Here is a 14,630-nt window from a genome sequence, read left to right as displayed (position 1 = left end):
TTGCGAAACGGAACGCCCTTCCCAGGCTTCGGGAAGGGCGTTCTGTCGTGCATATGGCGCCGGCGGGCCGACCGCACGGCGGAAGGTCAGACCAGCGAGTCCCTCCACGCCGCGTGCAGCTGGGCGAACCGACCCGTGCCGCCGATCAGGTCGCCGGGTGTGCCGTCCTCGACGATCCGGCCGTGCTCCATCACGAGCACCCGGTCGGCGATGGCGACGGTCGACAGCCGGTGGGCGATGATCACCGCGGTCCGGTCGGCGAGCAGGGTCTGGAGTGCCTGCTGCACGAGGCGCTCGCTCGGGATGTCGAGCGAGCTCGTCGCCTCGTCCAGGATCAGCACGGACGGGTTCGCGAGGAACGCACGCGCGAACGAGATCAACTGGCGCTGGCCGGCCGATACCCGCCCTCCTCGCTTGTTCACATCGGTGTCGTACCCGTTCGGGAGTCCGCGGATGAAGTCATCCGCACCGACGGCCGCTGCGGCCTCGATGATCTCCTCCCGCGTCGCGTCCGGCTTGCCGAGCGCGATGTTGTCCGCGACCGACCCGCTGAACAGGTAGGCCTCCTGGGTCACCATCACGATCGCTCGGCGCAGGTCCTTCGGGTGAAGGTCGCGCAGGTCGACGTCGTCGAGGCGGACGGTGCCGCTCGACGGGTCGTAGAACCGCGAGATGAGCTTCGCCAGCGTGGACTTGCCCGCACCGGTCGATCCCACGAGGGCGATCGTCTGCCCCGCCGGGATGTCGAGCGTGAAGTCGGGAAGGATGACGCGGTCCTTCTTGTACGCGAAGCGCACGTCGTCGAAGAACACGTGACCGCGCGACTCCCAGAGGTCCACCGGCCGGGCCGGGTCGGGAACGGTCGGCGCCTCCTCGAGGACGCCCGAGATCTTCTCGAGCGCAGCAGCAGCCGACTGGTAGGAGTTGTAGAACATGGCCATCTCCTCCATCGGGTCGAAGAAACGCCGCGTGTACAGCAACGCCGCGAGCAGCGCACCGATCGCCATCTGCCCATCGGCGACCCGGAAGCCGCCGACGAGCAGCACGATGCCGACCGTCACGTTGCCGATCATCACGAGCCCGGGGTCGAAGATCCCGAACAGCTGGATGACCCGCGCGTTCACGTCGCGGTACTCCTCGACGAGGCCGCCGAACTCCTTCTCGTTGCGCTTCTCCTTGCGGAACGCCTTGACGGCGCGGATGCCGGTCATCGTCTCGACGAAATGCACGATCAGCTTCGCCGACGCGACCCGCGAGATGCGGAACAGCTTCTGCGAACGCACTTGGAACCAACGTGTCAGCAGGTACAGCGGAAGCAACGAGCACACCAGCACGACGCCGCTCACCCAGTCGAGCGTGAAGAGCGCGATCGCGATGAACAGCATGTACAGGAAGCCCTGGACGAGCTGGTTGATGCCCGAGTCCAGCAGCTCGCGGATCGAGTCGAGGTCGCTCGTCTGGCGCGAGATGATCCGGCCAGACGTGTACGACTCGTGGAACTCGAGGCTCAGCCTCTGGGTGTGCAGGAAGACGCGCTTGCGCAGGTCGATCAGGATCGCCTGGCTGATGCGCGCGCTCAGCACGGTGTACCAGGCGATCAGGGTCGCCCCGATCACGCCCGTGAAGAGGTAGGCCAGGCCTGCCAGAGCGACCGGGTACCAATTGTTGTCGATCAGCGCGGGCAGGCCGTTGTCGATGCCGAACGCGATGATCGCAGGTCCCGCGACCTGCGCGGCCGTGCTGACGACGACCACGATCGCCGTCAGCACGAGGCGCATGCGCAGGGGATGCAGCAACGAGCCCAGCAGACGCAGGGAGCGCTGCCGGATCTGCCGGCTCTCGGTCTTCGTGAAGTCGTTGCGTTCTTCGCCTTCGACTCCGAGTACGGTCGTCACAGGTTCACCTCCTGGAGAATCTCTTCGGTCTCTTCGTCCTCGAGGCTCGAGATGACGAATCGGTAGTGCTCGCTGGTCGCGAGCAGGTCGTGATGGGTGCCGACGGCCGTGATGCGCCCGCCTTCGAGGAGCGCGACACGGTCCGCCAGCATGACGGTCGACGGGCGGTGGGCGACCACGAGAGCGGTCGTCGCCGCGAGGACCCGCCGCAACGCTGCCTCGACGAGCGCCTCGGTGTCGACGTCGAGCGCTGAGAGCGGGTCGTCGAGCACCAGCACGGACGGCTTGGCCGCGACCGCACGAGCGAGCGCGAGCCGCTGGCGCTGCCCGCCCGACAGGCTGAGCCCTTCTTCACCGACCTTCGTCTCGGTTCCGTCAGGGAGGTCGTAGACGAAGCCCGCCTGCGCGATCTCGAGCGCCTCCGTCAGCTGCGCATCCGCTTCCACCGAGTGCACGTCGAGGTCGTCCCTGCCCAGCAGCACGTTCTCGCGCACGGACGCGGAGAACAGTGTCGCATCCTCGAACGCCATCGCGAGATGGCGGCGCAGGTCGTAGCGGGTGAGGTCACGGACATCCACGCCGTCGATCCGGATGCTTCCACCGGTCACGTCGTAGAGGCGTGTGGTGAGCGCGGTCAGGGTCGACTTGCCGGACCCGGTCAGCCCGACGAGCGCCATGGTCTCGCCCGGCTCGACCCGCAGGTCGATGCCGTCGAGCAGGTCGGGGAAGCGTTCCGGCGAATCCTGGTAGCGGAAGTGGACATCGTCGAAGACGAGCTCACCGTGGGGTTCCGCGATCGTCTTCGGGTTCTCCGGGTCGGTGATCGTGTTGACGGTGTCCATCACGTCGAAGAACCGGTCCGCCGCCGTGCGGGTGTCGAAGGTCATCGACAGCAGGAAGCCGATCGACTCGACCGGGAACCGCAGCACGGTCGCCGTCGCGAAGAAGGCGACAAGCTCGCCGACGGTCAGCTCGCCCTGGGCGGCCAGCCAGACGCCGACCACAAGGCACAGCCCGAACGCGATGTCCGGAACCAGCAGCAGCCACAGCCAGATGCCGGCGATGGCCTTCGCCTTCTCGATCTCGGTGCCGCGGAGCTGCTCCGCCTGCGACTCGAAGTTCTTCAGCGCGTGCTTGCCGCGACCGAACGCCTTCAGCACGCGGATTCCGTGCACCGACTCCTCGACGGCGGTCGCGAGGTCACCGGCCTGGTCCTGGCTGCGACGGGCGATCGTCGAGTACTTGCCCTCGAAGATGAACCCGTAGATCCACAGCGGGATCGAGCAGACCAGGAAGATCAGGCCGAGCAGCCAGTTCCAGACGATCAGGATGCCGAAACCGACCACGATGGTGATGACGTTCACAACGAGAAGCACGAGGCCGAACGAGATCCAGCGGCGGATGAGATTCAGGTCGCTCACGGCGCGCGACAGCAGCTGGCCGCTCGGCCAGCGGTCGTGGAAGCCGACGGGCAGGTCCTGGAGCTGGGCGTAGAGGCCGTTGCGCATCTTCGCCTCGACGTGGGTGCCAGGGGTGAGGACGAACCAGCGACGCAGTGAGATGAAGACCGCTTCGGCGGCGCCGAGGCCGACGACGAGCAGAGCGGCCGGCCACACCTGCGAGGCGTCCCCGGTGGCGAGCGGGCCGTCGACGAGCCAGCGCAGCACCTGGGGGATGCACAGCGCGACGAGGCTTGCGAGAAGCGCTGCGACCATCCCGAGCACGATCCGCGGCAGCGCGGACTTCGCGAACGGGAAGATGCGCATGATGGTGCGGAAGGTGCTCAGGGTGGGCGCGGATTCTCGCGGTGGATGCTGGTGACCAGCTGGTGCGGACATGGGAGACCGGTTCCTTGCGGTTGGGGTGGAAGCTGTGTGAGGTACGTGAGGTCGGCGAAGCGCCGAAGAGCGCGCTGAGGCGCTGGCCGTGGGGTGCGGTGCTGGCAGGTCCGTCGCGGACCCGGTTCGATCGCCGGCCTGGGGCCGGAAGAGCGGTGGTCTCTGGGAGTTACCGGGCCGCTTCGAGTGCCGGGCGGATGGACGGACGCTGCCGGAGGGCGCGAGTGACAGCACCCTCGAACACGACCGCGGTCGGTGTGGTGGTGATCTCTGTCTTCATGGCGTCCTCCTGAGCCCGTATGTTGTTCACGTCGGTGGCCGCGGAGGGTCGTTTCCGACCCGAAGCAGCCTTACAGCTTATAACTGCAAGGCCGCTGAGTGCAAGGTCGAATTCCGGAGGGAATTCGTCAGCCGCGGATGCGGATGGACAGGCAGGTGACGCAACCCTCGAGCTTCTCGAACTCGCTGATGTCGACGGTGATGACCGTGTAGCCGAGGTCCGCGACGAGGGCCGCCGACTGCGGTGCGGACGCCGACATGAGCACCGTGTCGTCGGAGAGCACCACGACGGCTGTCCCGTGCGCCTCGGGCACCGCGAGGAACCGGCCGAAGACCGACGGGTCGTCGACGAGCGGTGCATAGCCGATAACGGTGCCGTCCGGCAGCGCCGTGACGGCGGTCTTCAGGTGCAGCGCTTTCGTGACGGGGACCGCGACCACGGCATAGCCGAGCGGCGTGACGATCGCCCGCAACTGCCGGATGCCCTCCGCGTTCGTGCGGCCTCCACGACCGACGAAGACGGTCGATCCGACCTTCAGCACATCGCCGCCGTCGAGGGTGCCCGGCTCCTGGATGCGCTCGATGGCGAGCCCCTGGGCCTGCAGCGCCGCTTCGGTTCCCGTGATCTCATCCCGCCTCGAGTCGGCGCCCGGACGCGTGATCACGGCCGTGTCACCGAACACGACCGCCGTGTCCTCGACGAAGACGGAGTCCGCGAGCGCATCCGCCGGCGCAACCTCGACGGTCTCCCATCCGGCCGCCGCGAGGGCGGCGACGTAGCCGTCCCACTGCTGGTCGGCGAGCTCCGGGTTCACCGGCTCGCGGTCGATGTGGGTGGTGAGTCCGTCGACCAGGTTGGAGGCCGGGATGCGCACCAGGGCGATCCGCTCTCCCACACGGCTGCGTCCCGAGTAGTCGATGACGGCCCTGTACAGCCACAAGCCCAACGTCGAGGTGAGGACCGCGACCAGCGCGATGACGATGAGGTTCGCTCCCGTGAGCGTGCCGAATGCGAACGTGAGCAGCTCGCCCGAGAATTTGCCTCCGTTCGAGAGACCCTGAATCGCCGTATTGAGATACGGCGCCAGGATCCCCACGACCACACCCGCGATCACGGCCGTCCACCACCGGCTGAACGCACCGATCACGCCCGCGACGGTGAGCAGGACGAAGACGAACACGCTTGCCAGCGAGTAGAAGTTGCTCACTGCCTTCACGAGCTCGAACGAGGGCCCGTTCGTGGAACCGAGGTACCCGATCGTGTACGCCAGGATCACCGCTCCGTGCACGACAAGGGCGACGACGAAGGCGGACAGGGCGGAAGCGACGAGCCTGCGGCCCAGCGAGTTGGTCATGAGGATCAACCCTAGCGGAGCATTTCTATGCGTTGGCTGGTTCGCGCAGTCGCGCGAGCGCGATGTCGTCCGCTGCCTCGAGCGTCGTGATTCCACGCTCACGCGCGACGGCGAACACGTGCGAGACGATGTCACCGATGGCGTCGACCCGCTCGCGCGTGGCCTCGGCCGACGGCTCGTCCTCGTTCATCATCGAGAGGAAGATCACGCCGCCCGCGTTGACCACGAAGTCCGGGGCCCAGATGATCCCCCGCGCACGGAGCCGCTCGGCACCGCTGCGGGCAGCGAGCTGGTTATTGGCGGGACCGACGACGGCCTTCACCCGGAGTTCGTCGATCACCTCGTCTGTGAGAACACCGCCGACGCCGGCAGGCACGAAGAGGTCGCCTTCGACCCGGTGCGCCGCCTCCGGCTCCACCCAGGTCGCGCCGAGGGTCTCGGCCAGCGCGCGCTTGACCGGGTTCACGTCGGTGACGGTGAGCACCGCTCCGTCGGCGGCGAGGCGCATCGCGAGGATCGAGCCGACATGGCCGAGCCCGAGGATCGTGATGCGACGGCCTGCCACCTCGCGGCTTCCGAACGCTTCTTCGAGGGTGGCGAGCAGCCCGGCGTAGACGCCCGCCGCGGTCGCATCGCTGGGCTCGCCGACGCCGCCCTCCGACGACGGGAGTCCGCAGACGTTGCGGGTGCGCGTCGCGACCACGGCCATGTCCTCGGCGGACGTGCCGACATCCTCGGCGGTCATGTAGGCGCCGCCCAGGCTCTCGATCGCGTCACCGAGATCGAGCATGGCGTCGCGTCGCTGTTCGGCGGTGAGCACGGTCCCACGGGGAACGTAGATCACCGTCTTGCCGCCGCCGCGATTGAGCCCCGCGGCAGCGTTCTTCATCGTCATCCCCTCGGCGAGGCGCAGCGAGTCGTTGAACGCCTCCACCCAGTTGTCGTACGTCCAGACACGGCATCCGCCCAGCGCCTGCCCGAGAACGGTCGAATGAACCGCGATGCTGATGGTGAGACCGCTCCGTTCGCCTTTGACGACGAGCACCCGCTCGTGGGGAAGGTCGGCGCCGGTCGTGGCGGTCAGGTCGATGGGCATGGCGGACATCATTGTCTCCTCGTGGGATCGTGACAGTGCAGTGGACGGCCTGGTGGGCCGAGTTCCATTTTGCCATCTTCCACGCGAAGCCGGGAACTGCCCGACAAAGGTGTGCTGAGTTTGAAGCCTGAGTATTAACTGCGTAGATTGAGGAGGTTCACATCATTGCCATAAGGCAACTAATCGCTCCCTGAGAGGAACCCGTTGCCCGTCCGCGTGCTGATCGACGCAACCGCGATCCCCGCAGATCACGGCGGCGTTGCCCGGTACATCTACGGCGTGCTCCAGGGGTTCTCCGAGCAGTCGATCGAACTCCTCGTCGCGTGCCAGCGCTCTGACGCCCCCACCATCGAGGCGATCGTGCCGTGGGCCACGATCATCCCCGCGTCCCCGGCCGTGCATGCCCGGCCGATCCGGATGCTGTGGGAACAGTTCTCGCTCCCTGCGATCGCCCGTCGTCATCGCGTCGACATGGTCCACTCGCCGCATTACAGCTTTCCCGTCGGCTGGCGGGGACACCGGATCGTCACGCTCCACGACGCCACGTTCTTCAGCCATCCCCTCGTCCACACGACCCTGAAGCGCGTCTACTTCCGGAGCTGGATGCGAATGGCCTGGAAGTCTGCGGACGCCGTCGTCGTGCCCAGCGCCGTCACCGCGAGCGAACTCGCGCGATTCCTCGGCGAACCGAAGGGATTCGTCTCCGTCGCGCATCTCGGCGTCGACAGTTCGCGCTTCCACCCGCCGACACCCGAGCAGCTCGACGAGTTCCGCGACGCCCACGACATCCCCGACGGCCAGGAGTGGTTCGCCTTCCTCGGAACGATCGAGCCGCGCAAGAACGTGAGCGCTCTGCTCGACGCCTACGAATCCCTGCGCAGCGAGCTCGGCGCGAATGCGCCACGCCTCCTCATCGCAGGAGCACGAGGGTGGGACGTCCAGGCTCTCGCGCGCCTCGACCGGCTCACCCCCGCGTCCGGCGTCCACCGCCTGGGGTACGTCGACATGGAACATCTCGCTGCACTGCTGGGCGGAGCACTCGCCGTCGTCTATCCGAGCTTCGGCGAAGGATTCGGGCTTCCAGTGGTCGAGGCGATGTCGTGCGGCGCGACCGTCATCACCACCAGGCACCTCGCGATCCCAGAAGTCGGCGGCGACGCCGTGGTCTACAGCGAGGCCGACTCCGCGTCGCTCGAAGAGACGATGCGTGCAGTGCTTGCCGACGAAGCCGTGCGGACGGACATGTCGGCGCGCGCGATCGTCCGGGCGTCCCAGTTCGACTGGAACTCCACGGCTCTTGCGCACCTGACCGCCTATGCGAGCGCGCGCGGCGACCTCGCCTGACCGTCCGGTACTCTCGGTCGTATCGTGAACCTCAAGCACCTGACCGCCGTAGCGACTGATCTCCTTCAGGCGAATCGCGCTTTCCTGACGAGCGGAGCGCAGCGTGCGCGACTGCGCGAGGCTCTGAAGGTCGACGGGTTCGATCGGCGGCGGGATGCCCTCGTGCGCGACGACGAGGTTGCCGCTCCCCCGATTGCTGCGCCGTACGCGCGACTGGCGGAGACGAGTCTTGCCCTCACCGGCATCCGTCTCGACGAGTCGACCCCGCGCGCGCTCAACGTCGTGGTCGGCGAGGTCCGCACGGCCGGGGTCTTCGCAGGCATCCACACCGCGCTCACTGCCGCGGCAGGACTCGCCGAGGCCTTGGGCGTCGACATCCGCCTGGTCATGCTCGACCCGACGTCGACGGACAATTCCCGGGCGGCGGCCACCGGGGCAGCGCAGAAGATCGTCGGCTCCATCCCCGTCTCCGTCGTCACGCGCGAGTCCATCAGGTCGCAGCCGTACGGCGCCGCGGACTACTGGCTCGCCACGCATTCCAAGACGGCGCACGCCCTCCAGGTGGCGTGCGAGATCGGAGTCATCGATCGTCGCCGGGTGGCCTACCTGATCCAGGACTACGAGCCAGGGTTCAGCGCCTGGTCGACGGAATCGGTGCTCGCCGAAGCGACCTACCGCGCCGGCTTCGTGCCGATCGTGAACTCGACGCCCCTGTGGAACTACCTGACACACCATGCGGGCATGAGCATTCCCGCCGATCTGGTCTTTGCGCCGCATTTCGAAACCGAGCGCCTCAAGGAGGCCGCTTCAAAACGCGTCAGGACTCCGAGTGCTCGCGTGCTCTTCTACGGGCGACGCACAAAACAGCGCAACCTCTTCGAGCTTGGCGTGTCCGCGGTGCGGGCAGCAGCACTAGAACTCGGCGCTGACATGAGGCGGGTCGAGTTCTTCTCACTCGGCGAATCGCACGACGACGTACCCCTCGCCGGAGGCGGCGTTCTCACCAGCAAGGGCAGACTTCCTTGGGAGGACTATTTCAAATTCCTCCCGACAGTCGATGTTGCCCTCTCCCTTCAGCAGAGTCCTCACCCCAGCCATCCCCCGTTCGATGCGGCGATTTCGGGGGCTGAAGCGATCACAAACGACTTTGCGGCCGACAGGAATGGACTTCATCCCCGGATACGTGCAGTGCCGACCGACACTGCAAGCATTGCGAAGGCCCTGGTCGCTGCCGTGCGTACATCGTGGAACGCTGAACCGGCGGAATATCTCCCGGTCGCGGACGGGCTGATGGGCGCGCCGCTTGAGCAGGTCATGGTCCGCGCTGCAGAGCGGCTTGAGGCTTAGTTCTGCGCGATCGAAGCCTCGTACGCGGCGATGACCGATTCGGCGTCTCCGACCGTCTTGAGTTCGCCCATATCGAGCCACGCAGCCGTATCACACATGTCACTGAGCATCGCCATCGAGTGAGTAACGAGAATCACCGTTCGACCATTCGCCTTGAGGTCGCGGAACTTCTGAGCGCACTTCTCGCGGAAAGCCGCGTCGCCAACGGCGAGCACCTCGTCGACGACCAGGATGTCGGGATCGACGTTGATCGCGATTGCGAACCCGAGCCGTACGTACATACCCGACGAATAGTTCTTGACCGGCTGATCGATGAACTTCTCGATACCGGAGAACTCTACGATCTCGTCGAACTTGCGCGCGATCGCTTTCCTGCTCATTCCGAGAATGGAGCCGTTCAGAAAAACGTTCTCGCGGCCCGTGAGTTCGGGATGAAAGCCTGAACCAAGTTCTAGCAGTGCCGCCATTCGTCCGTTCGCCGTGAACCCGCCCTTGTCGGGGTAAAGGATTCGCGACAGGCATTTGAGAAGTGTCGACTTGCCGGAACCGTTCTGCCCGATGAGGCCGAAGGTCGTTCCCGCCGGGACGTCGAACGTCACGTCCCTGAGCGCCCAGAAATCTTCGTAGATTGCTTTACGTCCACGAAGCAGCGCTGTCTTTATCGAGTTGTTTCGCTCTCGGTAAAGCCGGTATTTGAGTGAGAGGTTCTCTACCGAAACGGCAACATCTGAGCTCACAACAACACCGCCAATCGTTTCTCGTTCCTCGCGAACACCAAGCTGCCGATCGCGAACATCCCCACCGCCCAGACCACGCACCACATTGAATCATCGAGCGGTGGCCAGCGGTTGTCGTACAACAGGTCACGGAATACGCTCACAAAGCGCTCCATCGGATTAAGACGATAGATCACCAAGAGGTAATGGCCGTGGGTGCGGGCCGCTTCCTCCACGAGCGCGAGCGGGTAGATGATCGGCGTCAGATACAGCCACATCTGCAGAGCGATCGTCGTGAAATGCTGTATGTCGCGGAAATGCACCGTGACGATTGCCAACGCCATTGCCACGCCTGTGGCGAAGAGGGCGAGCAGGATCATGAAGAAGACGACAAAGGGCAACCATGGAAGGACCCCGCCGCCGCCGAAAATCAAGAGCGCGACGGTGAGAAGTGCCATCTCATTGAGCCAGGTGAACCCGGTTGATCCCGTAACTGCGAACGGGAGGTTCATTCGCGGAAAGTAGACCTTTTTGATCAGCTGCGCGTTCGAGGTGATTGACGCTAATCCGTGATTGACGACGCGGGCGAAGAAGGTCCACGGAAGCAGCCCGCACATCAGCCAAAGCGGGTAGATGTCCAGACCGCTTGGATGCCCGACAGCAGGTCGAGCGCGAAGGATTATTGAGTAGACAAGGGTATAGACCAGCATGGTCGCCAGCGGGTTGATGAGCGACCAAAGCTGCCCCAGAGCTGTTCGCCGGTATTTGCCCTTCACGTCGCGCATGACCAGATTCGCCAGAAGCTCGCGGGATGCCCATAGCTCACTCACATAATTCACAGGCGCGGACTTTCACTCAGGGGGATCGTTGCCATACGGGGCAAACCAACCCAGCATACGCGCCCGGTTCTGGGCATCGGCTGAGTGCCATCGGCCGGGCGGCTAGACTCGAAGACCGTGCTGGTCTACTTCGTCAACCATTCGACCGCGCCCGTCAACCTCGGGGGCGCGGAACGATCGCTGATCACCTTAGTGCAGGACTGGTACGCAAGCGACCCCGATTTCGAAGCTGTGTTCATCACCAAGGCGCCGCGAGGCAAGTTCGTCGACGCAATCGAGCAGCGAGGTTGGGAGTATCGCTCTTTCCGCTATCGCGGCTGGACGATTCCGGCGCCCAACCCGCCTTCAAGCGAGGTGATGTATTTCGCCAATGACGACTACCGTTCCACACTGGAGATCATTGCAATGATGGAGGAGCGTCGTCCCGACTTGGTTGTCACCAACACGGTCGTGGCTCCTTGGGGCGCTTTCGCTGCCGCAACTCTCGGAATCCCGCACGCTTGGTTCATTCGCGAGTACGGGGATCTGGACCACGGGCTGACGTTCCAAAACGGGCGGAGGAATACCTTCGAGGACATCGCTCTCCTGTCGCAGGCAGTTTTCACCAACTCGCTTGCCCTTCGAGACCACGTCGGTCAGTACATCGACGCGTCGGCCATCAATGTCGTGTACCCGCGGATCGACCTCGAGGAGGTCGCGTCCCGGTCCAAGGCCGATCCCGCTGTCATGCCCTTCGGTGCGAACCCCGGCCTAGCTATTACAGTGGTCGGGCGGCTAGCCGAGTCCAAGGGCCAGTGGCGAGTTATCGATGCCCTGGGCATACTTGCCCAACGCGGCGTCCGCGCGAGCCTGTGCCTGGTCGGCGGGCAGGAGCAACCTGACTACGACATGAAACTCCGGGAACGTGCGTCGGCGCTTGGCGTCGCCGACATGCTCGTGATCGCCGGCGAGCAGGCCGAACCCTTCCCTTATATCGCCGCGGCGGATATCTGCGTCACACCTTCTGGGATCGAGGCATTCGGGCGGACCACGCTTGAGTACATGGCAAGTGGTAAGCCGACCATCGCTTCTGAGGGTGGCGGAAGTGCCGAATTACTTGAACCGGGAGTAACTGGCTATCTCTTCAATCCTGCCGACACAACGCAGCTTGCCGACCTCCTCGAACTGTATGCTCGCGATCGTGCTTTGATCCGTGCACACGGTGACGCCGCCGCCGCACGGGCCACGACGCTACTGACGCATGAGTTCAGTAATCAGGCCGCTATTGCGCGCTTGGTCGAAACCGCCTCCGCCACCCCTTATCGCCTCCCTAATGCCGCACGGTATTGGTTCTCGCTGCCGGAAGTTTATTTTGCTTCCTCTGGCAGACGGCGACGTATAACGCTCGAGTTCATCCGCACCCGGCTCCCTGGCAGACTCAGAGCGATTGCGATAAGACCTGCGGCAGCGATACGGAGAAGATTCGCGCGATGACCCATCCCGTTACCGTTATCGTCCCCGTCTACGGTGACCTCGAATCCCTAACGACGTGCGTCGCTTCGCTAATTGCAAACGTCGACCAGACTGTGCACCGTGTCCTTCTCGTCAACGACAACGGGCCGGACGCCGATGCGATCGAAGTCGCGCTCCAATCGCAGATCACAGGCCAGCCCGGCTTTCGTTACGAACGCAATCCGTCCAACCTCGGTTTTGTCGGCAATTGCAACCGAGCAGTCTTCGAACTGGACCAGACGAGCAACGACATCCTGTTACTGAATAGTGACACCCTCACGACTTCAGGCTTCGTGGACGACCTCGCAGAGGTTCTCCACGCATCAGACCAGAACGGGGCCGTCTGCCCACGAAGCAACAACGCCACCATCGCGAGTCTGCCCTTCGCTCTCCGCGATCCCGCCGTCGGCCGCACAGTCGAGCGCACAGCCGAGGTACATGCCGCGATTAGTCCAATGCTCCCAAGCTGCGGCGTATCGCCGGTGGCCATGGGATTCTGCATTCTTATTCGGAGGGATCTGATCAGGCGGTTCGGATTGTTCGACGAAGTGTTCGCGCCTGGCTATGGCGAGGAGAACGATTTCTGCCTGCGTGTGGGCAAGCAAGGTTATCGTTCCTTGATTGCCCACGGCGTTGTCGTATTTCACCTCGGCGGGAGGAGCTTTCAGGGCGCGCGACGGGAGGCATTACGGTCGGCGCACGAAAAGATTGTTGTGTCGAGATATCCCGATTACACGGATTCGGTCCAACGCTATATCCACATCGAGCGCGATCCTGTCGACGTATTTGCTGATGCTCTGCTCCCGGGCGATGCTCTCGCGCGCGTTCTCATCGACGTTGGAGACCAAGCGCCGAGAAAGTTGACGGATCAGACGCGGATACTCCTCGAGACCGCCCAGCATTGGTCGCAAGCAGTGCGCATCACCGCAATCGCTCCAGCGCCAGCAATTCGTCGGCTGTCGCGTGCATACCCCGGGTTGACTTGGCGCCGCGCGGAACATATCAACGGAATCTGGGATGCAGCACTCATCTGCGGTGCGGCTGACGGCTCTCGCGTGCCACGGCTAAACCGAACCTGTCTACGGTGGGTAAGCGTGGACGCACTATCTGTTCCTCACCTGGACAACTACCTTGGCCGCGTCCCCGACGAAGACGAGGTGATTCAGTTCAGCCGTGAATGGGTGGATGTTGAGGCTCTGCGCTCGCGCTGGCGAGCCGTGACATCACAACCCGGCTATCTGGATGACGCGGGCAGTCCGCGCGAGCCGTGGCACCGTCGCATCGTGCGTCGCGCGGAGACTGTCGCGCCGCAGCCGGTAGGTTGGTCGAAGGCGATCGTGAGACGTGTTCTGCCCAGGCGCCACTAATTCGAGGTCCTCGTTTTGGACTTCTGGGTATACGGAACCCAGTTGAGGAAACCCACGACCTCGTCAACGCCGACAAACCGAACTCCTGCTGCAAGCATTCGGCGTGCGAGATTCCAGTCTCCGGGTTCGTCAACCAGCCAGCTCTCCTGGTCGTACTGGAAGAATCGCATACCACTGTGAACCAGCGCGCCCTGGAAGCTGAATCCTCCCCGCTCAGGCGGGTAACTGTAGATGTGGGCCTCGGATCCGTCGACGAGATTCCGCTGCGTCAGCGCGCCATACGCAACTTCGGAGTGCGACTCGCGCGCCAGCTTGAGGAGCCTTTCGATATGGTCCGGCTCGAATGCATCATCTTCATCGAGCGGCGCAACCCAAAGTCCAGTGGACCGACGAATGCCCTCGTTCATCCCGGGCGAGCCCGCGACGAACCATCGATGTGCGCGCGACTCGGGATAGATGGTGCGATGAGGGGTTTCAATGTAGATCACTCGAGGGTCCCCGAGCCTGCGCAACGCCTCAGCCGTTTCCGGATTGGGGCCATCGTTGACGATCACCACCTCGAGGTTGGAATGCGTCTGAGCGAGGACCGAGGGAAGCGAGATCGACATGAGCTCGGCCGTGCGCTGATACGTTGCGATCCGAACACTCACCAGTGGGTCGTCCGTTGTCCAAGGCAGTTCGTATTCGCCCTGCGCGCGGGCCGAAGCGAGCCTCTCGGCCGCGAGGGCGGTCCCATCGCGAGCGGACTTCGAAAGCAGAAGTGATCGTTCGGCCGTTTTATCCAATGCTGTGACAGTGTCGTTCAGCGCTTCCAAACGCGAGACAGCCATCGTTTCGAGTGCCTCGGACTGTGCAGATAGCCGCCGGACACCCTCGTCGAGATGGTGGTCGACGCCCCGCAACTCGCCGATGACCGTGGACTGGATGAGCTCTGCGAGCGCCCGGACCTGGGCGCGCAGCTCTTCTTGCTCTGCAATGATCTGGTTTAGTTGATCGCGCACACGCAGGCGTCGGCCGCCCGGGGTCGATGGATTCGTTTCATTCACCACGGATAGACCATACC

General features: G+C 64.4%; 11 protein-coding genes. 4 read left to right on the top strand and 7 right to left on the bottom strand.

The genetic code is table 11. The features are described 5' to 3' along the window. Positions 1–86: 86 nt before the first annotated feature. From ACV7NN_RS15560 to ACV7NN_RS15545, 4 genes are all read right to left on the bottom strand, one after another. Positions 87–1,895, bottom strand: a complete 1,809-nt coding sequence (locus ACV7NN_RS15560; RefSeq protein ID WP_463350465.1) for an ABC transporter ATP-binding protein — start codon at positions 1,893–1,895, stop codon at positions 87–89. Beyond that, a complete protein-coding gene (locus tag ACV7NN_RS15555; protein ID WP_463350464.1) occupies positions 1,892–3,733 on the bottom strand; it encodes an ABC transporter ATP-binding protein in 1,842 nt (613 codons plus the stop codon). Before ACV7NN_RS15555 ends, ACV7NN_RS15560 begins: the two co-directional genes overlap by 4 nt. Before the next feature lie 407 nt (positions 3,734–4,140). Further along, entirely contained in the window at positions 4,141–5,367 is a 1,227-nt protein-coding gene (ddaH, locus tag ACV7NN_RS15550; protein WP_463350463.1) for a dimethylargininase, read from the bottom strand. A 25-nt stretch (positions 5,368–5,392) separates the two neighbouring features. Further along, the gene (locus ACV7NN_RS15545; protein ID WP_463350462.1) at positions 5,393–6,472 is read right to left on the bottom strand and encodes a Glu/Leu/Phe/Val dehydrogenase family protein; all 1,080 of its coding nucleotides are present in this window, start codon (positions 6,470–6,472) and stop codon (positions 5,393–5,395) included. A 195-nt stretch (positions 6,473–6,667) separates the two neighbouring features. Here ACV7NN_RS15545 and ACV7NN_RS15540 point away from each other — a divergent pair, with 195 nt between their 5' ends. Both ACV7NN_RS15540 and ACV7NN_RS15535 read left to right on the top strand, forming a co-directional pair. Next, positions 6,668–7,807, top strand: coding sequence for a glycosyltransferase family 4 protein (locus ACV7NN_RS15540; protein WP_463350461.1), 1,140 nt, complete (start codon positions 6,668–6,670; stop codon positions 7,805–7,807). Between the two features lie 24 nt (positions 7,808–7,831). After that, positions 7,832–9,154 (top strand): rhamnosyltransferase WsaF family glycosyltransferase, encoded by a 1,323-nt coding sequence (locus tag ACV7NN_RS15535; RefSeq protein ID WP_463350460.1) that lies wholly within the window; start codon positions 7,832–7,834, stop codon positions 9,152–9,154. Here ACV7NN_RS15535 and ACV7NN_RS15530 read toward each other — a convergent pair. Both ACV7NN_RS15530 and ACV7NN_RS15525 read right to left on the bottom strand, forming a co-directional pair. Beyond that, entirely contained in the window at positions 9,151–9,975 is an 825-nt protein-coding gene (locus ACV7NN_RS15530) for an ABC transporter ATP-binding protein (RefSeq protein ID WP_463350459.1), read from the bottom strand. The two genes, ACV7NN_RS15535 and ACV7NN_RS15530, sit on opposite strands and share 4 nt — an antisense overlap. Continuing rightward, a complete protein-coding gene (locus tag ACV7NN_RS15525; RefSeq protein WP_463350458.1) occupies positions 9,888–10,655 on the bottom strand; it encodes an ABC transporter permease in 768 nt (255 codons plus the stop codon). The genes ACV7NN_RS15530 and ACV7NN_RS15525 overlap by 88 nt, the downstream gene beginning before the upstream one ends. A 171-nt stretch (positions 10,656–10,826) precedes the next feature. Between ACV7NN_RS15525 and ACV7NN_RS15520 the strand changes: the two genes are divergently transcribed. Together ACV7NN_RS15520 and ACV7NN_RS15515 are read left to right on the top strand one after the other, a co-directional pair. Beyond that, entirely contained in the window at positions 10,827–12,182 is a 1,356-nt protein-coding gene (locus tag ACV7NN_RS15520) for a glycosyltransferase family 4 protein (RefSeq protein ID WP_463350457.1), read from the top strand. Then, a complete protein-coding gene (locus ACV7NN_RS15515) occupies positions 12,179–13,567 on the top strand; it encodes a glycosyltransferase family 2 protein (RefSeq protein WP_463350456.1) in 1,389 nt (462 codons plus the stop codon). The genes ACV7NN_RS15520 and ACV7NN_RS15515 overlap by 4 nt, the downstream gene beginning before the upstream one ends. Here ACV7NN_RS15515 and ACV7NN_RS15510 read toward each other — a convergent pair. Further along, a complete protein-coding gene (locus ACV7NN_RS15510; RefSeq protein WP_463350455.1) occupies positions 13,564–14,616 on the bottom strand; it encodes a glycosyltransferase family 2 protein in 1,053 nt (350 codons plus the stop codon). The two genes, ACV7NN_RS15515 and ACV7NN_RS15510, sit on opposite strands and share 4 nt — an antisense overlap. Between the last annotated feature and the right edge of the window lie 14 nt (positions 14,617–14,630).

The organism is Leifsonia sp. Ger2509 (assembly GCF_055231915.1).
The sequence above is the reverse complement of the archived record's forward strand: the minus strand, read 5'-3'. Positions and strand labels throughout refer to the sequence as shown.